Source organism: Pseudomonas sp. JC1203 (assembly GCF_056175065.1).
The window spans coordinates 35,433-60,454 of record NZ_JBWCAM010000021.1 but is presented as its reverse complement, the minus strand read 5'-3'; the positions used below and the strand labels follow the sequence as shown (position 1 = coordinate 60,454).

General features: G+C 68.6%; 8 protein-coding genes. 3 read left to right on the top strand and 5 right to left on the bottom strand.

Annotated features, from left to right (window positions below; all coding sequences use genetic code 11):
- Positions 1-137: 137 nt before the first annotated feature.
- Positions 138-14,171 carry a non-ribosomal peptide synthase/polyketide synthase gene (locus AC0SZ7_RS26100; protein ID WP_475507086.1) on the top strand — a complete coding sequence of 4,678 codons (14,034 nt, stop codon included), beginning with the start codon at positions 138-140 and terminating at the stop codon, positions 14,169-14,171.
- A 26-nt stretch (positions 14,172-14,197) separates the two neighbouring features.
- Positions 14,198-15,166 (top strand): alpha/beta hydrolase, encoded by a 969-nt coding sequence (locus AC0SZ7_RS26095; RefSeq protein ID WP_475507085.1) that lies wholly within the window; start codon positions 14,198-14,200, stop codon positions 15,164-15,166.
- 326 nt (positions 15,167-15,492) lie between these two features.
- Here AC0SZ7_RS26095 and AC0SZ7_RS26090 read toward each other — a convergent pair whose 3' ends face one another.
- From AC0SZ7_RS26090 to AC0SZ7_RS26070, 5 genes are all read right to left on the bottom strand, one after another.
- The gene (locus AC0SZ7_RS26090) at positions 15,493-17,964 is read right to left on the bottom strand and encodes a TonB-dependent siderophore receptor (protein WP_475507084.1); all 2,472 of its coding nucleotides are present in this window, start codon (positions 17,962-17,964) and stop codon (positions 15,493-15,495) included.
- A gap of 79 nt (positions 17,965-18,043) precedes the next feature.
- The gene (fhuF, locus tag AC0SZ7_RS26085; protein WP_475507083.1) at positions 18,044-18,781 is read right to left on the bottom strand and encodes a siderophore-iron reductase FhuF; all 738 of its coding nucleotides are present in this window, start codon (positions 18,779-18,781) and stop codon (positions 18,044-18,046) included.
- A complete protein-coding gene (gene fhuB, locus AC0SZ7_RS26080) occupies positions 18,778-20,796 on the bottom strand; it encodes a Fe(3+)-hydroxamate ABC transporter permease FhuB (RefSeq protein WP_475507082.1) in 2,019 nt (672 codons plus the stop codon). The genes fhuF and fhuB overlap by 4 nt, the downstream gene beginning before the upstream one ends.
- On the bottom strand, positions 20,789-21,679 hold the full coding sequence (locus AC0SZ7_RS26075) for an ABC transporter substrate-binding protein (RefSeq protein ID WP_475507081.1): 891 nt from the start codon (positions 21,677-21,679) through the stop codon (positions 20,789-20,791). Before AC0SZ7_RS26075 ends, fhuB begins: the two co-directional genes overlap by 8 nt.
- A gap of 10 nt (positions 21,680-21,689) precedes the next feature.
- The gene (locus AC0SZ7_RS26070) at positions 21,690-23,360 is read right to left on the bottom strand and encodes a cyclic peptide export ABC transporter (protein WP_475507080.1); all 1,671 of its coding nucleotides are present in this window, start codon (positions 23,358-23,360) and stop codon (positions 21,690-21,692) included.
- Between the two features lie 256 nt (positions 23,361-23,616).
- Between AC0SZ7_RS26070 and AC0SZ7_RS26065 the strand changes: the two genes are divergently transcribed.
- The gene (locus AC0SZ7_RS26065) at positions 23,617-24,954 is read left to right on the top strand and encodes a lysine N(6)-hydroxylase/L-ornithine N(5)-oxygenase family protein (RefSeq protein WP_475507079.1); all 1,338 of its coding nucleotides are present in this window, start codon (positions 23,617-23,619) and stop codon (positions 24,952-24,954) included.
- Positions 24,955-25,022 lie beyond the last annotated feature (68 nt).

The window sequence follows — 25,022 nt, the reverse complement described above, 5'->3', positions numbered from 1 at the left end:
ACCTGTGGGAGCTGGCTTGCCAGCGAGATTTTCAGGGCCCCCAAAAGCTCGCTGGCAAGCCAGCTCCCACAATGTTGCTGTTAACGATTCCCCTTCCCATTTCGTCTTGAATCACAAAGAACCCGGAATTCCTTGTGATGAACCCAGACCAATCCCTCGCCCTTGCCAAGCGTTTCATTGCCCTGCCCCTGGAAAAGCGCCGCCTGTTCCTGAGCAGCCTGCGCAATGACGGTGTCGACTTCGCCCTGTTCCCGATTCCCGCGCACAGCCATGCCGGTGACGAGCGCGAGCTGTCGTATGCCCAGCGGCGCATGTGGTTGCTGTGGAAGCTGGAGCCCGCAAGTTCCGCCTACAACGTGGCCACCGCCGTGCGCCTGCGCGGCAACGTCGACCGCCAGGCGCTGGGCGTGGCCCTGCAGGCGCTGGTGGCGCGCCACGAAACCCTGCGCAGCCGCTTCGTCGAGGATGGCGCGGCCATTCGCCTGCAGGTGCTGCCGGCTGAACAGGCCAAGGTCGAGCTGGCCGTGGAGACGGTCAGCGAAGACCAGTTGCAGGCACGCTGCCGCGCCGTCGGCCGCGAGCCCTTCGACCTGGCCAGCGGCCCGCTGCTGCGCGCGCACCTGTTCGTGCTGGGCGCGGACGACTATCTGCTGAGCCTCACCCTGCACCACATCATCACCGACGGCTGGTCCATGAACCTGCTGCTGGACGAGCTGGTGAAAGGCTACCTGGCCGGCCCGGCCCACGCCCCGCAGGCGCTGCCCATTCAGTACAGCGACTACGCCCTGTGGCAGCGCTCGTGGCTGGAAGCGGGCGAAGCCGAGCGCCAGCTCGACTACTGGAAAGCTACCCTGGCCGACGAGCAGCCCGCCCTGGAACTGCCCATCGACCGCCCGCGCGGCCGCGACTGGCAAGGGCAGGGCGAGCGGCATCATTTCAGCCTTGATGCCGGCCTGGTCAAGGGCCTGCGCGCCTTGGCCACCCAAGCCCGGGCGACCTTGCCGATGGTGTTGCTGGCGGCGTTCAACGCCGTGCTGTACCGCTACAGCGGCCAGGACGACATTCGCGTGGGCATGCCGGTGGCCAACCGCAACCGCCGCGAAACCGAGACGCTGCTGGGCTTCTTCGTCAACACCCTGGTGCTGCGCACCCGCCTGGACAGTCGCCAGGGCTTCCGCCACCTGCTGAACCAGGTGCGCGAAACCCTGATCAATGCGCAAAGCCACCAGGACGTGCCGTTCGAGCAACTGGTGGAACGCCTGGCGCCTACCCGCAGCCTGAGCCGCAACCCGCTGTTCCAGGTGCTGTTCAACCACCAGCGGCAGACCGTCGACGCCCAGCGCCAATTGGGTGGGCTGCGTATCGAGCCGTTCAGCAACCCCGAATGCTCGGTGAATTTCGAGCTGGTGCTGGACGTCATCGAAACCCCGGCCGGCGCGGTGAACGCGCTGCTGACCTACCCGCAGGCGCTGTTCGACGCCAGCACCATCGCCCGCATCGCCAATGCTTTGACCGGCCTGCTGCACGCCGTGGTCGACGCCCCGGACACGGCGCTCGGTGCCTTGCTGCAAGGCGACGGCGGCAGCACCGCCCTGGCCCATGATGCGCCGCTGCCAGCGGCCAGCGCCTGGGTGCACGACAGCATCGCCGCCATGGCCCGCCGCCAGCCCGACGGCCCGGCCGTCAGCGGCGCAGGGCGCAGCCTGACGTTCGCCGAACTGGACCGCGCCGCCAACCGCCTGGCCCACCACCTGATCGCCCAGGGCGTGGGCGCGGAAACGCTGGTGGGCGTGGCCATGCCGCGTTCGCCCGAGCTGATCGTGGCGCTGCTGGCAGTGATGAAAGCCGGCGCCGCCTATTTGCCGCTGGACGCCAGCTACCCGCGCCAGCGCCTGGAATACCTGATGGCCGACTCAGGCATGGCCCTGCTGTTGAGCCACGCCAGCCTGATCGACGCGTTGCCGGTGCCCGCCGGCGTGCCCGCGCTGGCGCTGGAACAGCTGGACCTCGACGCGCTGCCCGACACCGCCCCCGCCGTGGCCCTGCACGCCGGCAGCCTGGCGTACCTGATCTACACCTCGGGCTCCACCGGCCAGCCCAAGGGCGTGGCCGTGGCCCACGGCCCGTTGGCCATGCACTGCGCGGGCATTGGCCGGCGCTATGAAATGACCCCGGCCGACCGTGAATTCCACTTCATGTCGTTCGCCTTCGACGGCGCCCACGAACGCTGGCTAACCCCGCTCAGCCACGGCTCCAGCCTGTTCCTGCGCGACGACGCGCTGTGGAGCGTGGAGCAGACCTGGCGCGCCCTGCACGACGAGCGCATCAGCGTGGTGGCATTCCCGCCGGCCTACCTGCAACAGCTGGCCGAGCATGGCGCGGTGCATGGCAACCCGCCGCCGGTGCGTATCTACTGCTTCGGCGGCGACGCCGTGGCTGAGGCCAGCCTGGCCCACGTGCGCCAGCACCTGGCGCCGCAGTACGTGATCAACGGCTACGGCCCGACCGAAACCGTGGTCACGCCGCTGCTGTGGAAAGCCCCCGCCGAGCTGCCGTGCGGCGCGCCCTACGCGCCCATCGGCCACGGGGTGGGCGCGCGCACCCTGCACGTGCTGGACGCCGACCTCAACCCGGTGCCCCACGGCGTCGCGGGTGAGCTGTACCTGGGCGGCGAAGGCGTGGCCCGTGGTTACCACCAGCGCCCAGGCCTGACCGCCGAGCGCTTCGTCGCCGACCCGTTCAACCAGGGCGGGCGCCTGTACCGCACCGGTGACCGGGTGCGCGTGCGCGCCGATGGCACCGTCGATTACCTGGGGCGCATCGACCAGCAGGTGAAGGTGCGCGGCTTCCGCATCGAGCTGGGCGAAATCGAGACGCGCCTGCGTGAAGTGCCGGGTGTCGGCACCGCCGTGGTGGTGGCCCGCGACACGCCGGCCGGCAAGCAGCTGATCGGCTACCTGGAAGGCGAGGACAGCGCCGAGTTGCAGGCTGCCATTGACGCTCACCTGCAGCGCCACCTGCCGGACTACATGATTCCCGCGCGGCTGGTGCTGCTGCAGCGCCTGCCGCTGAATGCCAACGGCAAGATCGACCGCAACGCGCTGCCCGAACCGCAGTGGACCAGCCTCGCCTACCGCGCCCCAGAAACCGAGGATGAAGCGCTGCTGGCGGAGATCTGGGCCAGCCTGCTGGGTGTGGAGCAGGTGGGCCTGGACGACGACTTCTTCGCCCTCGGCGGCCACTCGCTACTGGCGGTGCAGGCGGTGTCGCGCATCAAGCAGGTGCTGGAGCTGGACGTGCCGGTGCGCCTGCTGTTCGACGCGCCGCGCCTGCAGGACTGCGCCGCGCGCCTGCGCGAAAATGGCGGGGCCCAGGCGCCGGCGCTGCTGGCGGCACCGCGCCCCGAGCGCCTGCCGCTGGCCAGCAACCAGGCGCGCCTGTGGTTCATCTGGCAGCTGGAACCCGAAAGCACCGCCTACCACATCAACAGCGGCCTGCGCCTGCTGGGTGCCCTGGACCAGCCGGCGCTGGAACAGGCGTTCAACCGCGTGCTGGCCCGCCACGAAAGCCTGCGCACGCGCCTGGTGGACGACGGCCAGGGCCCGCAGCAGCTGATTGATGCGCCATGGCAGTTCGAACTGCCGGCCCGCCGCGTGCTGCCAGCTGACGCGCGCACCGAGGCCGGGCACCTGCTGCGCCAGCCGTTCGATTTGCAGCAAGGCCCGCTGCTGCGCGCAGAACTGCTGCAACTGGAGGAACAGGAGCACTGGCTGCTGCTGAGCATGCACCACATCGTCTCCGACGGCTGGTCGATGCAGGTGCTGATCGACGAGCTGACCCAGGCCTACGCCGCGCTGACAGCCGAGCGCGAGCCGCAGTGGCCGGCGTTGCCGCTGCAGTATGCCGACTACGCGCTGTGGCAGAACCAGTGGCTGGCGGCGGGCGAAGGCCAGCGGCAGTTGGACTACTGGCGCACGCAGTTGGGCGACGAGCATCCGGTGCTGGAGTTGCCCGGCGACCACCCACGCCCGGCCCGCGCCAGCCATCGCGGCGCGGTGTGGTCGTTCGAACTGGACGTGGCGCGCGCCGAACGCCTGCGCGAACAGGCGCGGCAACAGGGCGCCACACCGTTCATGTGGCTGCTGGCGGCATTCAAGACGCTGCTGTACCGCTACAGCGGCCAGGCCGACCTGCGCATCGGCGTGCCCCAGGCCAACCGCCAGCGCCTGGAGACCGAAGGCCTGATCGGCTTCTTCGTCAACACCCAGGTGCTGCGCAGCCAGCTTGACGGCCGCGCGCCGTTCACCCAGTTGCTGGCCCAGGTGCGCGACGTGACCCTGCAGGCCCAGGCCCACCCGGACCTGCCGTTCGACCAGCTGGTGGAGGCCCTGCAACCGCCGCGCAGCCTCAGCCACAACCCGCTGTTCCAGGTGATGTTCAGCCACCTGCCGGCCACCCGCGGGCTGGAGCGCATCGCCCAGTCGGGGTTGCAGATCGCGCCGCTGCCCAGCCACGAGGAAACCCTGCAGTTCGACCTGCAGCTGTACACCCGCGACACCGCCGAGGGCGGCCTGCGCGGCGCGCTCAGCTATGCCCTGGACCTGTTCGAGGCCAGCAGCATCGAGCGCCTGGGCGGCCATTGGCTGCAACTGATCGACGCGCTGTTGGCCGACCCGGCGCAGCCGCTGGACAGCGTGCCGCTGCTGACCAATGCCGAGCGCGAGCAGATTGTTCATGGCTTCAACGCCACCGCCCGCGACTACAGCGCCACCGCGCTGCTGCCCGAGTTGCTGGTGCAGCAACGCCACGCCAGCGCCGACGCCCTGGCGCTGGTGCACGGCGACCAGCGCCTGAGCTATGCCGAGCTGCACGCCCGCGCCAACCGCCTGGCGCACCGCCTGCACGCTCATGGCATCGGCCGCGACGACCTGGTGGGCATCGCCGCCTTGCGCTCGGTGGAGCTGGTGGTGGGCCTGCTGGGCATTATGAAAGCCGGCGCCGCCTACCTGCCGATGGACCCCGAATACCCGCCCGAGCGCCTGGCCTACATGCTCGAAGACAGCGGCGTGAAACTGCTGCTGACCCAGCGCGCGTTGCTCGACAGCCTGCCGACGGTGGGCGCCGCCGAGCGCTGGTGCCTGGATGACGGCAGCGACGCCGCCTGGCCCGCCCATGAGCCGCTGCTGGACACCCAGCCCGGCCAATTGGCGTATTGCATCTACACCTCCGGTTCCACCGGCAAGCCCAAGGCCGCCGGCAACAGTCACGAGGCCCTGCACAACCGCCTGGTATGGATGCAGCAGGCCTACCAGCTGACTGCCGCCGACCGGGTGCTGCAGAAAACCCCGTTCAGCTTCGACGTGTCGGTGTGGGAGTTCTTCTGGCCGCTGATGACCGGCGCCACGCTGGTGATGGCCGACCCCGGCGCCCACCGCGACCCGGCCGCGCTGCAAGCGGTGATCGAGCGCGAGCAGGTCACCACCCTGCATTTCGTGCCGTCCATGCTGCAGCTGTTCATTGCCGCCGGCGCCCTGCGCGGCGGCTGCCCGAGCCTGGCGCGCATCATCTGCAGCGGCGAGGCGCTGTCCCACGACCTGCAGAGCCAGTGCCTGGCCGAGCACCCGGCGGCGCTGTACAACCTCTACGGGCCCACCGAGGCGGCCATCGACGTCACCCACTGGACCTGCCACCTGGAGCCCGGCCAGTTCGCCGTGCCCATTGGCGAGCCCATCGCCAACACCGCTATTCACATCCTCGACGCCGAGTTGCAACCGGTGCCGGTGGGCGTCACCGGCGAGCTGTACATCGGTGGCATCAACCTGGCGCGTGGCTACCTGGGCCGCCCGGCGCTGACCGCCGAGCGCTTCGTGCCCAACCCGTTCGGCGCCGGGCGCCTGTACCGCAGTGGCGACCTGGCGCGCTACCGCGACAGCGGCGTGATCGAATACGCCGGGCGCATCGACCACCAGATCAAGGTGCGCGGCCTGCGCATCGAACTGGGCGAAATTGAAGCCTGCCTGCTGGAACAGCCTGGCGTGCGCGAAGCCGTAGTCATCGACCGCGCCTCGCCCCAGGGCGTACAGCTGATCGGCTACCTGGTGGGCGAGGTGCTGGCGTTGGACGCCATTCGCGACGTGCTGCGCGCACGCCTGCCGGATTACATGGTGCCGGCGCAGCTGATCGCGCTGGCGCAAATGCCGCTGTCGCCCAACGGCAAGCTGGAACGCCGCCTGTTGCCGGAACCACAATGGCAGAGCCGCGCCTACGAGGCGCCGCAAGGGGCCACTGAAGTGTTGGTGGCCCAGGTGTGGGCCGAGGTGCTGGGCGTGGCCGAGGTGGGCCGTGGCGACGACTTCTTTGCCTTGGGTGGCCATTCGCTGCTGGCCATCCGCATGGTCTCGCGCCTGCGCCAGGCGCTGAACCTGGAACTGGCGGTGCGGCAGGTCTTCGACACCCCGCAGCTGGCGGATTTCGCCCGCGCCCTGGGCGGCATCGCCAGCCCGTCGATTCGCCTGCAACGCCGCGAACGCCCAGCCTTGCTGCCGCTGTCCCACGCCCAGAGCCGCCTGTGGTTCCTGTGGCAGATGGAGCCGCGCAGCAGCGCCTACAACATGCCCATGGCCCTGCGCCTGCGCGGCACCCTGCACATCGAGCGCCTGCGCGAGGCGTTCGGGCAACTGGTGGGGCGCCACGAAACCCTGCGCACCACCTTCGCCACGGTCGACGGCCAGGCGGTGCAACGCATTCACCCCAGCATCGCCCTGGACATGCCGCAGATCGACCTCGGTGCCTTGCCCGCCGAGCAGCGCCAGGCCCGTGCCCGCGAGCTGGCGCTGCACGAGGCGCGCGAGCCGTTCGACCTGCACGACGGCCCGCTGATTCGCGTGCAGTTGCTGCGCCTGGATGCGGAGGAACATCACCTGCTGCTGACCCTGCACCACAGCATCAGCGACGGCTGGTCGCTGACCGTGTTGGTGGACGAGCTGGCCAGCCTGTACCTCCAGGTGGCGCCGGCACCGCTGCCGTTGCAGTACGCCGACTACGCCCTGTGGCAGCGCGACTGGCTGGCCGGCCCTGAAGGGGCGCGCCAGGTGGCTTACTGGCAGCAGCAATTGCAGGGCGCGCCGGCGGTGCTGGAGTTGCCCGGCGACTACCCGCGCCCGGCCGAACAAAGCTACCGCGGCGCCAACCTGCGCTGGTGCCTGCCGCGTGACACCGGCCTGGCCCTGCGCGCGCTGAGCCAGGCGCAGCAGGCCACGCCGTTCATGACCGCGCTGGCGGTGTTCAACGTGCTGTTGTACCGCTACAGCGGCCAGGACGACCTGTGCCTGGGCGTGCCCATCGCCAACCGCCAGCGCGGCGAGACCGAAGGCCTGATCGGCTTCTTCGTCAACACCCAGGTGCTGCGCACGCGGCTGGACGCCGAGCAGCCGTTCGCAGCCCTGCTGCAGCAGGTCAAGGCCACTGCGTTGCAGGCCCAGGCCCATCAGGATTTGCCGTTCGAGCAACTGGTGGAGATTGTGCAACCGGCCCGTTCGCTTAGCCACAACCCGCTGTTCCAGGTGCTGTTCAGCCACGAGCGCCACGCCCGCGAGCGCCGCGTGGAACTGGACGGCCTGAGCCTGGAGGCCATGGGTGGCGACAGCGCCACGGCGCAGTTCGACCTGTCGCTGTTCATGGACGAGAACGCCGACGACTCGCTGACCTTCAACTTCAACTACGCCACCGACCTGTTCAGCGCCGTCACCGTGCAGCGCCTGAGTGAACATTTCACCCGCCTGCTGACGGCCGTGTTGCAGGCGCCGGAAATGGCGGTGGGGCAACTGCCGTTGCTGGGTGCCGATGAGCAACAGGCGCGCCTGGCGTCGGTCAACCACACCGCACGCCAATACCCGGCCCAGCACTTCGAACACTGCGTGGCCGAGCAGGCCCGGCGCACGCCGCAGGCCGTGGCGGTCAGCGATGGCCGCCAGGCGCTGAGCTTCGCCGAGCTGGACGCCTGCGCCAACGCCCTGGCCGTGCGCCTGCAAGCGGCAGGTGTGGGCCCTGACGTGGCGGTGGCGGTGTGCCTGGAACGCACCAACGCCTTGCTGGTGGCGCTGCTGGCGGTGTTCAAGGCTGGTGGCGCCTACGTGCCGCTGGACCCCGAATTCCCCGCCGAACGCCTGGCGCACATGGTGGCGGACAGCGGCAGCCCGCTGCTGCTGACCCAGACCTCGTTGCTGCCGTTGGCGGCGCAGCTGGGCCATGGCGGTGCGACCTGGAGCCTGGATACGCTGACGCTGGCGCCGGTCGAGCAGGCGCCGCAGCATGCGGCGCTGCTGTCGAACCTGGCGTACGTGATCTACACCTCCGGTTCCACCGGCAAGCCCAAGGGCGTCGAAGTCAGCCGCGGCGGCCTGGTCAACTTCCTCCACAGCATGGCCGAGGCGCCGGGCCTGGCGGCCGGGCAGAAGATGCTGGCGCTGACCTCGCTGTCGTTCGACATCGCCGCGCTGGAGCTGTACCTGCCGCTGCTCACCGGGGCCAGCGTGGTGCTGGTGGACCGCGACACCGCCCGCGACCCGCAACGCCTGATCGAGGTGATCGACGCCGAGCAGGTGGACGCGGTGCAGGCGACACCGTCGACCTGGCGGCTGCTCAGCGAGCAGCCGGCGTTCGCGCGCCTGCACGGCCGCACCCTGTTGTGCGGCGGCGAGGCGCTGCCGGCGGACCTGGCCGCGCGCCTGCTGGCGCTGCAAGGCCCGCTGTGGAACGTCTACGGCCCCACCGAAACCACCATCTGGTCGGCGCGCAACCTGCTCAGCGCCGGGCAGCCGCGCCCCGACCTGGGGCTGCCGCTGGCCAACACCACGCTCTACGTGCTCGACGCCGCCCTGGTGCCAGTGCCCGTGGGCGTGATTGGCGAGCTGTACATTGGCGGCGCGGGGCTGGCCCGGGGTTACCACGGCCGGCCTGAGCTGACCGCCGAACGCTTCGTGCCCGACCCGTTTGGCGCGCCGGGCCAGCGCCTGTACCGCACCGGCGACCTGGTGCGCTGGCGCGAGGGCGATGCCCTGGAATACGTCGGTCGTGCCGACCAGCAGGTGAAACTGCGCGGCTTCCGTATCGAGCTGGGCGAGATCGAAGCGCTGCTGCTGGCCCAGCCCGGCGTGCGCGAAGCCGCCGTGGTGGTGCGCGCCACCCCGCAAGGCCAGCAATTGGTGGGCTACGCCGTGGCCGCCGAGGTCGAGCCGCAAGCGCTGCGCGAGGCCCTGCGCGAGCGCCTGCCCGAGTACATGGTGCCGGCGCAGATCGTGCTGCTGGAGCGCATGCCGCTGACCCCCAACCGCAAGCTCGACCGCCGTGCGCTGCCCGAGCCGGTGTGGCAGGCGCGTGCCTACCGCGCCCCGGCCAGCGCCACCGAGCAACAGCTGGCCGCCATCTGGGGCGAGCTGCTGGGCCTTGAGCAGGTGAGCCTGGACGACAACTTCTTTGATTTGGGCGGCGACTCCATCATCTCCATCCAGGTGGTGAGCCGCGCCCGCGACGCCGGCTTGCACCTGACGCCCAAGGACCTGTTCCAGCACCAGCGCCTGGAGCAACTGGCGGCCCAGGCCAGCCCGCTGCAAGCGGTGGCCGGGGTGACCGAGCAGGTACGCCATGTGCCCGGCACGCCGCTGTTGGCCGAACACTTCCCGTTCACCGGCCTCAACCAGGCGCAACTGGATGCCCTGGACCTGGACCCGGGCCGGGTGGAAGCCATCCTGCCGCTGTCGCCGATGCAGCAGGGCATGCTGTTCCACAGCGTCGAGGTGCAGGAGGCCGGGCTGTACGTCAACCAGCTGAACATTGGCATCGAGGGCCTGGATGCCGCGCGCTTCCGCCAGGCCTGGGCCGAGGTCAGCCAGGCCCACGACAGCCTGCGCAGCCTGTTCCTGTGGCAGGGCCTTGCCCAGCCGTTGCAGGTGGTGCTGACGGACGTGCCGTTGCCGGTGCGTGAAGTGGACCTGCGCGGCCAGGTGGTGACCCCGGCGCTGATCGAGCAGCACGTGCTGGCCGAGCGCGCCCAGCGGTTCGACTGGCAGCAGCCACCGCTGCAACGCCTGTTGTTATTGCGCCTGGACGAGTCCCATTACCGACTGATCTGGACCTACCACCACATCGTGCTGGATGGCTGGAGCGTATCGTTGCTGATCGGCCAGGTGCTGCGCCGCTACCTGGGCGGTGACAAGCCAGCGGTCAGCGGCCGTTACGGCGACTACATTGCCTGGCTGCAGGCCCAGGATGAAAGCGCTGCGCAAGCCTTCTGGCAGGCGCAGTTGCAGGTGCTGGAGCAGCCGACGCTATTGGCCCAGGCCGTGGTTGACGCGCCACAGGGCCAGGGCCACACGGCGCTGTACTCGCGCCTGGACAAAGCGCGCACCGAGCGCCTGCGCCAGTTCGCTCGCCAGCAACGGGTGACCCTCAACACCCTGATCCAGGGCGCGTGGCTGCTGCTGTTGCAGCGCTACACCGGCCAGCGCACCGTGGCGTTCGGCGCCACCGTATCGGGCCGCCCGGCCAGCCTGCCGGGGGCGGAAAACCTGCTGGGGCTGTTCATCAACACCCTGCCCATCGCCCAGACCCTGGCGCCGGAGCAGGCCCTGGGTGACTGGCTGCGCGCGCTGCAGGACTACAACCTGCGCGCCCGCGACTTCGAGTACACGCCGCTGGGGCAGATACAGCGCTGGTCCGGCCAGGCCGGGCAGGCGCTGTTCGACAGCATCATCGTCTTCGAGAACCAGCCGGTGGACCGCCTGCTGCGCGACTGGGACAACAGCGAGCTGCGTTTCGACGTGGGCCAGGGCTTTGGCGTGACCGACTTCGCCATGGACCTGATGGTGACCCTGGGCGAAGGCCTTGAGATTGAATACATGTACCGCCGCGAGCAGTTCGCCGAGTCGGCGGTGCTGCGCCTGCGCGAGCACCTGGAAGGCCTGCTGGAGACCCTGCTTGAGGATGCGACGCGGCCGCTGGGCAGCATCGGCCTGCTGACCGCCAGCGAGCGTCTGGCGCTGGCAACAGCCAACCGCTTCGAGCCTGCCGCCACGGCGTTCGTCCATGAGCGCATCGACGCCTGGGCGGCGCGCCAGCCCGAGCGCCCGGCGCTGGTGTGCGCGGGCCGTGAAATCAGCTACCAACAGCTGGCATCGCGCAGCCAGGTGCTGGCGCAGCACCTGCAACAGGGCGGCATCGGCGCCGAAGCGGTGGTGGGTATCGCCCTGCCGCGCTCGGTGGAGCTGCCGGTGGCGCTGCTGGCGGTGCTCAAGAGCGGCGCTGCCTACCTGCCGCTGGACATCGACTACCCGCCAGAGCGCCTGGCCTACCTGATGCGCGATTCGGGCATGCGCGTGTTGATTACCGACCGCGCCACCCAGGGCCGCCTGCCGCTGCCTGAAGGGCTGGAATGCTGGGCGCTGGAAGACCTGCCGGTGGACGGTGAACGCCTGCCGCCGTTGCAACCTAAGCTGCACGGCGACAGCCTCGCGTACCTGATCTACACCTCTGGCTCCACCGGCCTGCCCAAGGGCGTGGCGGTGGCGCACGGGCCGCTGGCCATGCACTGCCAGGCGATCGGCGAGCGCTACCAAATGACGCCCGAAGACCGCGAGCTGCATTTCATGTCGTTCGCCTTCGACGGCGCCCACGAGCGCTGGCTCACGCCGCTCAGCCATGGCGGCTGCGTGGTGCTGCGCGACAACCAGCCGTGGAGCATCGAGCAGACCTGGCAGGCCTTGCACGAGCAGCGCATCAGCGTGGTGGCGTTCCCGCCGGCCTACCTGCAGCAATTGGCCGAGCAGGGCGAGCGCGACGGCAACCCGCCGCCGGTACGCATCTATTGCTTCGGCGGTGACGCGGTGCCCGAGGCCAGCCTGGCCCAGGTGCGCCGCCATTTGCGCCCGCAGCATGTAATCAACGGCTACGGCCCCACCGAGACCGTGGTCACCCCGCTGCTGTGGAAAGCGGCGCCCGAGACGCCGTGTGGCGCGGCCATCGCGCCCATCGGCGAGCGGGTCGGCGCGCGGACCACCTGGGTGCTGGACCCGGACCTGAACCCGGTGCCGGCCGGCACCAGCGGCGAACTGTACATCGGTGGCCAGGGCCTGGCCCGTGGTTACCACCAGCGCCCGGGCCTGAGCGCCGAACGCTTCGTTGCCGACCCGTTCAGCCAGGAGGGCGGGCGCCTGTACCGCACCGGCGACCTGGTGCGCGCCCGTGCCGACGGCACATATGACTACCTGGGGCGCATCGACCAGCAGGTGAAAATTCGTGGCTTCCGCATCGAGCTGGGCGAGATCGAGGCGCGCCTGCGCGCCGAGCCGCAGGTGCAAGCCGCGGTCGTGGTGGCCATGGAAACCGCCGGCGGCAAGAAGCTAGTGGGCTATGTGGCCGCCGCGCGCATCGACGGCCTGGCCGAGCGGCTGCTGGCCAGCCTGCACAGCCAGTTGCCCGAGTACATGGTGCCGGCGCAGATCCTGGTGCTCAGCCAGCTGCCGCTGAACGCCAACGGCAAGGTCGACCGCAAGGCGTTGCCAGAGCCGCAGTGGCAGGGTGGCGACTACGTGGCGCCGCGCACCGAGCTGGAAGCGCAACTGGCGGCCATCTGGGCGCAGGTGCTGGGCGTCGAGCAGGTAGGTGTGTTCGACAACTTCTTCGAGCTGGGGGGGGACTCCATCCTCAGCCTGCAACTGGTGTCCAAGGTGCGCAACAGCGAAGGCCTGGGCATCGAGATCAAGCTGCGCGACCTGATGCGCTACCAGACCATCGACGCCTTGCTGGCGCGCAGCCCGGAGGAAAGCGCTACCCCGCTGGTGGCGCTGGACAGCCAGCAGCAGGGCGCAGGCGAGCGCTTTGGCCTGTTGCCGATTCAGTCGTGGTTCTTCGACCAGCACATGGCCGAGCCGCACCACTTCAACCAGGCGCTGATGCTGAGCATGGTCGCGCCGCTGGATACCCTCGCGCTGGAGCAGGCGTTGCAGGCGCTGGTGCAGCACCACGATGCCCTGCGCCTGCGCTTCGAACAGGCTGGCGATGGCCAGTGGCAACAGCGTTATGCCGAGCATGACGCCAGCCAGGCACTGCTGTGGGATGAACGGCTGGCGTCGGCGGAGGCTATCGAAGCCCTGGCCAACCGCGCCCAGCGCAGCCTGGACCTGCAAGGCGGGCCGCTGCTGCGCGCGGTGCAGATGCACCTGCCCGACGGCAGCGCGCGCCTGCTGCTGGTGATTCACCACATGGTGGTGGACGGCGTGTCCTGGCGCATCCTGCTGGACGATGTACAGGCGCTGTACCAGGCGCAGGTCAGCGGCGTGCCGGCAAACCTGCCGGCGCGCACCAGCAGCTACCGCCTGTGGGTGGAGCGCTTGCAGGCCATGGCCGCCGATGAGCAGGGGCTGCCGTTCTGGCTGCAACTGCTGGACGACGCGCCGCGCGAGCTGCCGCGCGACAACCCGCGTGGCCGCAACCTGGTGGGGGTGCGCGGCAACGCGCAGATGAACCTTGACCGCGAGCGCACCCAGGCGCTGCTCAAGCGCGTGCCGGGGGCGTTGCAGGCGCAGATCAACGACCTGCTGCTGACCGCCCTGGCCCGCGTGCTGTGCCGCTGGACCGGCGACAGCTCGGCGCTGATCCAGCTCGAAGGCCACGGCCGCGAGGACCTGTTCGCCGACCTCGACCTGAGCCGTACCCAAGGCTGGTTCACCACCATGTACCCGGTGCACCTGAAACCCGGCACCGGCGATGATTTCGCCGAGGCGGTGGGCCGCGTACGCCGGCAGCTGCAGCGCATTCCCGACAAGGGCATCGGCTACGGCCTGCTGCGCCACGCCGGCAGCGTCCAGGCGCGCAAACAGCTGCAGGGCATGCCGCAGCCGCGCATCACCTTCAACTATCTGGGGCAGTTCGACCAGACCTTCGAGGGCGGCCTGTTCACCCCGGCGCGCGAGTCCATGGGCGATGTCTACAGCCCGGTGGCGCAGTTGGCCAACTGGCTGGAAATCATCGGCCAGGTCTACGACGGCAGCCTCAGCCTGCGCTGCGTGTACAGCCGCAAATGCTACCGGCCGGAGACCGTGCAGGGGCTGATGGACGCCCTGCGCGCAGAGCTTGAGCAATTGGTGGACAGCACCTTGCCGGTGGCCGCGCTATGAACCTTCTTTCGCATGGAAAACAGACAATGGCGTTGAACGCTGAACTGGCGGCCTTTCTCGACCTGGTGGACGAGGGCCGCGACGCCGGGCGCCCGGCAATGCACGAACAGACAGTGGCGCAGGCGCGCGCCGAATTCGAGCGCTCCACCCAGGAGCTGGGCTGGCAGGTGGCGGGGCCGGTGACGGTCAGCCAGCACCAGTTCAGCGGCCGCGATGGCGCCAGCGTGCCGGTGCGCCTGTACCTGCCCGCCGACGTGCCGGAACGCCAGCAGCCGTGGCCGGTGCTGGTGTACTACCACGGCGGTGGCTACGTGGTGGGCAGCCTCGATTCCCATGACCAGGTGTGCCGCGAGTTCTGCTGGCGCACGCCGTGCGCGGTGTTGTCGGTAGGTTACCGGCTGGCGCCGGAGCAGCCGTTCCCGGCGGCGGTGAACGACGCCGAGGACGCCTTGGTGTGGTTGTGGGAGCAGGCTCCGGCCCTGGGCCTGGACCGCAACCGCGTGGCCCTGGCCGGCGACAGCGCTGGCGCCACCCTTGCCACGGTGGCGGCGATTGCGGCCGGGCAGGGCGCGTTGCCTGTGCAGCCGTGCCTGCAAATGCTGTTCTACCCGGTGACCGATGCGGCCGGCAGCACCACCTCGGCCGACCTGTTCGACCAGGGCTACCTGCTGGAGACCCCGACACTGGCGTGGTTCTACGACCATTACCTGCCCAACGTCGAACAACGCAGCGACTGGCGCGCCTCGCCGTTGCGCGCCGCCATTCCACCGGCCACCGCCCCGGCCTACATCGCCGTGGCCGGCTTCGACCCGCTGCTGGACGAAGGCCGTGCCTACGCCGCGCACCTTAGCGCCGCCGGCGTGCCGGTGACCCTGCACTGCCAGGCTGACCTGACCCATGACTTCCTGCGCATGGCCAGCATCACCTCGGCGGCGCTGCACCTCTACGAAACCTTCACCGCCGTGCTCGCCCAGGCGCTCCACGCGAAAGCCTGACGCAGCCTTCGGCAGCTGCTACGCGAATCTGTAGCCCCTGCCGTAAGCTGCGCAGGCGCGCGGCCTACGCGAAATCCTGCGTACCCCGCCCCCTGTAGCAGCGGCCGCAGGCCGCGTCCTGGAGCAATGCAGGACCGCCGCCTGACGCAGCTTTCGGCGGCTGCTACATCCTGTGGGAGCTGGCTTGCCAGCGAGCTGTTGGGGCCATCAAAGCTCGCTGGCAAGCCAGCTCCCACAAAACAGCGTCCCCAGACGCCGCAATCACCCGCCCCAAAAAAAACGCCAACCCCGCAAGGGGCTGGCGTTTTTTGTGCCGCGGGTAGCGCTTACCAGTTGTAGCTCAAGGTCGCGATCACGTTGCGGCGCGGGCCGTAGTAGCAGGCGGCGTAGTTGCTGCAGCTGGCCACGTATTCCTTGTCGAACAGGTTGCTGGCGTTGACTGCCACCTTGGTGCCGTTCAGCTTGCTCGACAGCTTGCCCAGGTCGTAGTGCACGGCGGCATCGACGATGGTGAAGTTGCCGGTCTCGATGCGGTTATACACGGCTGAAGGCGAGGACACGCTGCTGCCCCACAGGTCGCCGGTGTAGCGGGCGCCCAGGCCGGCGCCGAGGCCGTCCATCAGGCCTTCATGGAAGGTGTAGTCAAGCCACGCGGAGGCCTGCTGGCGCGGGGTGAACGGCAGTTCGTTGCCTTTGTCGGTGTATGCCGAGGTGACGTAGCCGGTGCGGGTCACTTCACTGTCGGTGTAGGTGTACGACGCCAGCAGGTCAAGGTTCTTGCTCAGCACGGCCTTGCCTTCCAGCTCGAAGCCACGGCTTTCAGCGGCGCCGATCTGGATGGTGTTGTTGATGTTGGTCGGGTCAGCCGTGGTGACGTTCTTCTGCTTCAGCTTGTACACCGAGGCGGTGATGTAGCTTTCCTGGCCCGGCGGCTGGTACTTGATGCCCAGCTCGTATTGCTCACCCTGGGTAGGCTTGAAGATCGGCGTGGCCGCGCTGACCGCAGTGTTCAGCTGTGGGTCGAACGACTGCGAGTAGCTGAAGTACGGCATCACGCCGTTGTCGAACAGGTAGGCCACGGCGTAGCGGTAGGTGCCCTTGTGGTTGTCCTGGTCGATGTAGCGGTCGGTGGCGTTGCTGCGGTCGGGACGGTAGTGGCTTTCCGAGTCGGCCCAGTCGAAGCGCCCGCCCAGGGTGAACAGCCAGTGGTCCAGCTTGATCTGATCCTGGGCATACACGCCGGTCTGCTTCTGCACCTGGTACATGTCGCGGGAGGTGTAGATGTTGGTGCGCGTGCCGCTGCCGTTGCCGCCGGCGTAGGGGTTGGTGGAGGTGTAGCTGCTGTTCACCACGTTGTTGTCGAGGGTGCTGCGGCGGTAGTCCAGGCCGGTCAGCAGGGTGTGCTCTAGCGGGCCGGTGTTGAACTTGCTTTCCAGCTGGTTATCGACGTTGAAGATCTGCAGGTTGCGCTTGATGTCCGAGGTCAGGCGCGCCACGTTCGGGCTGGTGGCTTCGTTGACGTAGCCGTTGCCGAAGGCGGTGCGGTTCTCGATGTTGACCTGGCTGTAGCGCAGGTTCTGGCGGAAGGTAAACGTGTCGTTGAAGTGGTGCTCGAACAGGTAGCCCAGCTGCGAGCTTTCGCGGCGCAGTCTGTCGAAGTCGCTGTCACCCAGCAGGGTGTCGCTGGAGATCTTGCCGTACTGGGAGTGGTGCAGGGTGCCCGATTCCGGGTAGTACTGCTCGGTGCTGCCACCCCAGTCGCGCTGGTAGTTGGCCAGCACGGTCAGCGAGGTGTCCTCGTCCGGGCGCCAGGTGAAGGCCGGGGCGATGAAGTTGCGGTTGTTCTGCACGTGGTCGACCTGGGTGCCGCTGTCCTTCACCAGGCCAGTCAGGCGGTAGCTGAACACGCCCTGGTCGTCGATGGGGCCGCCGAAGTCGAAGCCCAGTTGCTTGAGGTCGTAGCTGCCGCCCTGGATCTGCACCTGGTGGTAGGGAGTGCTGGTGGGCATCTTGCTGGTCAGGTTGATCAGGCCGCCCGGGCGGCTCTGGCCGTACAGCATGGACGCCGGGCCGCGCAGTACTTCTACGCTTTCCAGGCCATAGGGTTCGGACATGCCGCCCTGGCCGCTCTCGCCGTAGGGCAGTTGCAGGCCGTCCTGGAAGACGTAGGGCGAGAAGCCGCGAATGCGAAACTGCTCACGGGTGTTGTTGGCGCCGGTGTATTCACCGAACACGCCCGGGGTGTAGCGCACGGCAGAGCTGACGTCCTGCACCGCCTGCTCGTCCATCTGCTTGCGGGTGACCACCGAGATGGATTGCGGGGTTTCGCCGATGGGGGTGTCGGTCTTGGTGGCGGTGCTGGTGCGCTTGGCAACGATGCTGTAGTCGGGGGTGTAGCCGCTGCTGTCGCCGGCGGCGTTGATGTTGACGTTCTGCAGCAGCATGGCGTTGCCGTCGGCGGTGGCGGCGCCCACGGTGATGGTGTTGCCGTTCACTTCGTAGCGCAGGCCGGTGCCGCGCAGCATCTGTTCCAGGGCCTGTTGCGGCTCCATGGTGCCGTCAACGCTGAGGCTGTTGCGGCCTTTGATCGAGTCGGCGCTGAACAGCACCTGCATGTTGGTCTGGGTGCCGAACTGCATCAACGCATTGGACAGCGGTTGCGCCGGGATATGCACGGCTACCGGTGCCGCCAGGGCCTGGGCGCTGTACGCGGCCAGTGCCAGGCTTGCCGCCAACAGGGTCTTGGTGAAACCGGAACCTTGCGTTTCACGCCCTTTGTTGTGTCGAGACTCAAACATTATTAGCACTCGTTAAGGTTAGCTTATAAGAATCGTTTCCAATAAGACGAAACCCGCGAGCAAAACCAGAACGTTTTTTTCACTTTTTTTTGCACTGCCGCCGATTGGCGGGCAACGGGCACGACGGGCAGTAATCCACGCTGTCCAGCCGGTAGCGCAGGCAGCACACGCGGCGGGTGCTGGCGCTGGTTTCGTCATCGGGCACGGCGAAGCGCACCGGTTCGAACAGCGGGTTGCTGCAGCCGTTCGGCCACTGCCTGGCGCTGAGCAGCTCACGCCCCGGCGCGGCCCGTTCGGCGCCGCCCAGCGGGTGGCGCGCAACCACGCCCACGGCCCAGGCCACGCGCACGCCGGCGTTGCTCCACAGCACGCGCGGCGACAGGCCGCTGAACTGGGCGAGGGTGGCGCACAGCGGCGCCAGGTGCTCGAACACCAGCGGCGCGAAGCGCTCGAAGGTCGAGCGTGGCTCGCGCACCTGGCCGTCGCCGCTCAGCGCGACGCGCTGCGGGTTGCCTTCGGCGTCCAGGTGCAGGCGGGTGTGATCGAGGCCCAGCGGCAGCAGGCGGTCTTGCAGCAGGTCGAGGATGACCACCGGCGGTACCAGCACCGAGAAGTACCATTGGGTCCACAGCGACACCAGCGCCTTGGTGTCGCCGCCAGGGTAGCGCCGGGCGAACGCCGCCAGCGGCGGTTGGTAGCGCTGCGGGTCGAGCAGGTCGCTGAGGACGATGCCCGGCGCGGCGTCGTCGGCCAGCGCCAGCGACTCGCCGACCCCGGCCAGCGGCCCCGGAAACGCACTGGCGAAGGCGGCGATCATGCGCCACCCCGGCGGCGAATCATCAGCCACATGAAATATGGCCCGCCTACAAAGGTGGCCAGCAGCCCGGCCGGGATCTGCCAGGGGAAGATCAACGTGCGGCCCAGCCAGTCGGCGGCCACCATCAACAGCGCGCCCAGCAGCGCGGCGCCATACAGTTGCACCAGCGCCCGGCGCAGGCCCAGCAGGCGCGCCATGTGCGGCGCCATCAGGCCGACGAAACTCAGCGGGCCGACCACCAGGGTGGCGGCGCCGGTCAGCAGTGCGGTCAGGGCCAGCAGCGCCAGGCGGCTGCGGCCCAGGTTCAGGCCGAGCATGCTGGCGGTGCTGGGCCCCAGGGCCAGCAGGTCGAGCCAGCGGCGAATCAGCGGCGCCAGTGCCAGGCCGACCACCGCCACCGCGCAGGCCACCAGCGCCTGTGGCGTGGTGACCCGGTAGGTGGAGCCGGCCATCCAGCTGAGCAGGGTGCCCAGGCGCGGGTCGCCGCTGACCAGGATGATGCTGGAGAAGGCGCCGGAGATGGTCGCCAGGGCGATGCCGGTCAGCAGCAGCCGCTCGGGTGAGAAGCCGTGGCGCCAGCCGAACGACAACAGAATCAGCAGGGTGATCAGCGCCCCGGCGCTGGCGGTCAGCAGGATGATGCCGGGGTTGAGCGGCAGGTTGGCGAGGAACACGACGATCACCCCCAGCGCGGCGCCGGAGCTGACCCCCAGCACTTCCGGGCTGGCCATGGCGTTGCCGGTGGTGCGCTGGATCATGGTGCCCGCCATGGCCAGCATGGCGCCGGCCGCCATGGCGGCGAACAGCCGTGGCGCGCGCCAGGGCAGCAGCTGCAGGGTTTCACTGACGCTGCTGAAGGCCCAGCCGCTGGGGCCAGGGGCCAGGGTCAGCGCCAACCCCAGGCACACCACCAGGGCCACGGCACTCACTGCGAGGATGCGCGCCGGCCGGTGCTGTTTCGGCTGCTGGGCGTCAGGCGTAGTGCGCGGCGGGTGCAGGCTGCGGCGCATCTGCGGCAGCAGCCACAACAGCAGCGGCGCGCCCAGCAGGGCAGTGGCGGTGCCGGTGGGCAGCAGCGGCGCGAAGTTCTGGATGACCTGGTCGGCCAGCCACAGCAGCAGCGCGCCGAACAGCGGTGCGCACCACAGTTGCTGGCGCAGCCGGCGGGCGCCGAGCAGCCGCGCCAGGGCCGGTGCGGCCAGGCCGACGAAGGCGACCATGCCGATGTGGCTGACCACCGTGGTGCTGAGGAATACCGCCAGCGCCAGGCCCAGGGTGCGGCTCCAGGACAGTGACAGGCCCAGGCTGCGCGCGCTTTCATCGGACAGCTGCAGCACGTCCAGCGGCCGCACCAGCAGCAGTGCGGCGAGCATGCCGGGGATCAGGCTGAAGGTCAGGTGGCGGGTCAGGCCCCAGCCGTTCTGGGCCAGGTTGCCGGTCTGCCAGACGAACAGCTCGCCCAGGTATTCATGGTTGAACAGCACCATGATCGAACCCAGGGCACCGCAGTACAGGCCGATGATCAGCCCTGCCAGCACCACTGCCAACGGCGCCAGCGCCTGGCGCCAGGCCAGGGCGAATACCAGCAGCATCGCCAGGCCACCGCCGGCGCTGGTCAGCAGGGTGCGGCCCTGGTCGAGTAGGCCGGGGGCGAACAGCAGGCCCACCACCAGCATCAGGTTGGCCCCGGCGGAAATGCCCAGGGTGGAGGCGTCGGCCAGCGGGTTGCGCAGGATGCTTTGCAGCAGCGCGCCACTGAGGCCCAGTGCGGCGCCGGCGAGCAGGCTCACGGCCAGGCGCGGCAGCCAGGCGTGGTGCACCAGCAGCTGCGCAGTGTCGGTGGCGCTGGGGTGTACGGCGGCGCTCCACCACAGGCCGGGCGGCAGGTGGCGCAGCAGGCCGTGCAGGCTCAGGGCCACGGCGGCCAGCGCCAGCAGGCTGACCACCAGCAGCCAGCGCCGCCGCTGCGGGTTGCGCACCTTGGTGGCGGCGTAATCGAGGGCGGAACTAGCCATGGGCGTACTCCGGGTCGTCGGGCAGGTGCTCCACCAGCAGTTCGGCAAAGCGCGCCGCGGTCTGCGTGCCGCCAAATACATAGGTCGGCGGGATGGCGCTCAGGCGCCCCTCGCGCACGAAGGGCAGCACGTTCCACAAGGTGCTGGCGCCCAGGGTCTTGAGCGAGCGCTGGCTGGCCTTGCCGAAGTTCAGGTAGATCATCCGCGCCTCGGGGCGCTCCACCAGTTTCTCCAGTGGCACCAGGGCGAACCCGGCCGGGCCCAGCTCGCCGTCCCAGGCGTTCACCAGGCCAACCTGCGCCAAGGTGTCGCCCAGCAGGCTGTTGTGGCCCCACAAGCGCACGTGGCTGCCGCCCTGGTCGATGTCCGCGAGGTAAAGCGGCCGGTGCTGCTGGCTGAGGATGTGCGCGCGGGCGTCGTCCAGGCGGCGGGTGAGGCTGGCCACCAGGGCCTGTGCCTGGGGCTGGCACTGTAGCCACTCGCCCACTTCGGCGATGGCGGCCAGGCCACGGGGAATCGGTGTCAGCGAGGTAGGCACGTCCAGCACCCGCACCGGGGCGATGGCGGCGTACTGCGCCTGAGCCATCTGCTGCACGGGGCTGAGCAGGATCAGGTCGGGCTTGAGCCGCGCCAGCAGTTCCAGGCTCGGCTCCCACGATGCGCCCAGGTCCAGCACGCCGGCCGGCAGCGGCGGCTGCGGCACCCGCGCGCGGTACATCTCCAGGCTGGGAATGGCCAACGGAGAAACGCCAAGGCCGAGCATGATCTCGGCCAGTTGCCAGTCCAGCGGGGCTACCCGCAGGGCCTGGGGTTGAGCGTGGAGCAGCGGGCTTGCCGCCAGTGCCGCCACGCTCATCAGTTGCAGGAATGAGCGCCTGTGCATGATCGCGTTATCAGGCCTCCACGGGGTGTTGCTGGCGGGTGTCTTCGTAGATGCGCCCAGGCTCCATGCGCACCAGGCGGTCGGCGATATGGAAGTAACGGTCGTCGTGGGAGATGACGATGATGGTCTTGCCCAGGCGTTGCAGGTCCGGCAGCAGCTCGGTGTAGAAAATGCGCCGGAAGGCCGGGTCCTGGTCGGCGGCCCATTCGTCGAACACCAGCACCGGGCGGTGGTCCAGCCACGCTTGCACCAGGGCCAGGCGCTTGCGCTGCCCGGTGGACAGGTCGGTGGTGGTGAAGTTGCCGTCCTGAATGCTGACCTTGTGGCTGATTTCCAGGCGGTCGAGGTACTGGTGGGCTTCGTCGGGCAGTTTTTCGTCGGGGCCCATCAGGTCGTCGAACAGGAAGTAGTCGGCGAAGATGGTGGTGAACAGCTGGCGATAGTCGTCGCGGTTTTCCACGCCCACTTCCTTGCCGTCCAGCAGGATGCTGCCCTGCTGCGGCGCGTACAGGCCCAGCAGCACCTTGATCAGGGTGGTCTTGCCGGCGCCGTTCTCGCCGGCGATGAACATGATCTCGCCAGCGTTCAGGCGCAGGTTCACCGGGCCCAGGGTGAACGGCGTCACGCCTTCGACGGTGGGGAAGGTGTAGCGCGCGTCACGCAGTTCGATGCTTTGCAGCGGCGTGGCGGGTTTTACCGTGCCTTCCAGCAGCAGGTGCGGTTCGGGCGAGGCGAACTGTGCAGACAGCTCGGCGATGCGGCGGAACGACACCTGGGCGCGGCTGACGATGGGCAGGTTGCCGATCAGGTGTTCCAGCGGGCCTTTCATGAACAACAGCACCAGGATGAAGCCGCTGAGGGTGGCCTTGTCGGTGTTGGGGTAGAGGCTCTGGTACACCAGCACCACGCCGATGACGATGAAGAACAGCGTGGAGCCGAAGGTCTTGGCCACCACGAACAGCTTGATCGAGCGCAGTTGGATGTCGCAGATTTTCTCCACGGTCTTCTGCAGGTGGTCGCGGTACACGCGGAAGCGGCGCGGGCGGTGGATGCGCAGTTCCTTGGCGCCTTCAGAGATGGCGCGGTAGTGCTTCTGCAGGTCATCCTCGGCCTCGCGGGCCTCGAAGAAACCGCGTATGCCTTTCAGGCGCGCGAAGTATTGGGCGGTGGTGCCCAGCAAAATCGCCACCACGGTGCAGACGAACATCGGCAACGACAGGTGCGCCAGGTAGCCCATGCACCCCAGGGTCACGGTCAGCGACACGGCCAGGGGCGAAAAGGCGAACGCGAAGTCGCTGATGACGTCAACGTCGTGGGTGAGTACCGGGATCAGCCGGTGCGACTTGTAGCGCTCGATCTGCTCGATGGGCGCGGAGAGAATCTTGCTGCCCAGGTCTTTGCGCAGCTTGGCGATGACGTGCTGGCCGACGTGGTTGGTGCCGATGTCGGAGAAGATCGAGCCCAGCAGCGCCAGGCTGCACAGGCCGCCGAACGCCAGCAGCAGGGTGCCGGCGGCGGGGCCGTCGGCGTGCAGGCTCTGGTTGATGGTGGCCAGCAGCGCGGTGATGCTCAGGCCCCCCATGATGCCCAGGGTGATGGACACCGCCAGGATGGGCCAGAACGGCTTGAGCAGGCTGAACAGTTCGGAGAGCGTACCTTTGGGGGGCTTGGGCTGCGTCATTGGGCTGTCGTCACAAATGGGATTCATATCCAGATAGGACGCACGAGCGGGGTAAAACCTTAAAAATTAATTTCTTGCCGGCGTTGGGCGCTATCGCGAATGAGTGCCGTTTAAATTTTCCCACAGGCTTCTCGTCACCACATGGGTAAGCGTTCCGACAGGGGACGCCGTTCCTGGGCGATACGCCTGGCGCCGCCCTTGGGGCCGCCACGGGTGTTCGTGCCAATCGACTAATGGATCGAAAGGTATTGGCGAGATGACTCAAACAGTAACTACAAGCACGCCGCTGGATGTGCTGGGCATCGGCTTCGGGCCCTCCAACCTTGCGCTGGCCATCGCCCTGGAAGAGCTGGGCGTGAAGCGCGGCCGGCACCTGGACGCGCTGTTCCTGGACCGCCAGCAGGACTACCGCTGGCACGGCAACACCCTGGTGGCGCAGAGCGAGCTGCAGATCTCGTTCCTCAAGGACCTGGTGACCCTGCGCAACCCCACCAGCCCCTTCAGTTTCGTCAACTACCTGCACCAGCACGGGCGCCTGGTGGACTTCATCAACCTGGGCACCTTCTACCCCTGCCGCATGGAGTACAACGACTACCTGCGCTGGGTGGCCGGGCACTTCACCGAGCAGTCCGCCTACGGCGAGAACGTGCTGGCGGTGGAGCCGGTGCACAGCGGCAACAGCATCGAGCAACTGCGGGTGATTTCCCAGGACAGCCAGGGCCGCGAACAGGTGCGCCACACCCGCTCGGTGGTGCTGAGCACCGGCGGCACGCCACGCATTCCCGAGGTGTTCCGCCCGCTCAAGGGCGACGCCCGGGTGTTCCACCACTCGCGCTACCTGGAACGCATGAACGAACAGCCGTGCGCCAACGGCCAGCCCATGCGCATTGCCGTGATCGGCGGCGGGCAGAGCGCCGCAGAGGCCTTTATCGACCTCAATGACAGCTTCCCCAGCGCCCAGGTCGACATGGTGCTGCGCGCCGCCGTGCTGAAGCCGGCCGACGACAGTCCGTTCGTCAACGAGATCTTCTCGCCGCAGTACACCGACCTGGTGTTCAACCAGCCGGAGCTTGAGCGTGAGCGCCTGATCAACGAGTACCACAACACCAACTACTCGGTGGTGGACCTGAACCTGGTGGAGCGCATCTACTCGATCTTCTACCGCCAGAAAGTTTCCGGGCAGCCGCGCCACGGCTTCCTGTGCCGGCGCTCGATCGAGTCGGCCAAGGCCGATGCCAACGGCATCGAGCTGGTGCTGCGTGACCTGGCCACCGGCGACACCGAGGTGCACCGCTACGATGCGATCATCCTGGCCACCGGTTACGAGCGTATCTCGCACCAGCAGATCCTCGCGCCGCTAGCCGAGTACCTGGACGAATACCAGGTGAACCGCGAGTACCGCGTGCAGGCCGACCCGCGCCTGAAGGCGCCGGTGTTCATTCAGGGCTTCAGCCAGTCCAGTCATGGCCTGAGCGACACGTTGCTGTCGATTCTGCCGATTCGCGCGGAAGAAGTGGCGACGGCGCTGCATGAGAATCTCAAGTCGGCGTTCGATGGCGCTCCGGTTCGCGAGCCGACGCGCCAGACCGCGTAGCAGTGCTGGTGTGGGAGCGGGGGTTGCCCCCCGCGGGTTATTTATGGCTGGGACCCCCCCCCCCCCCG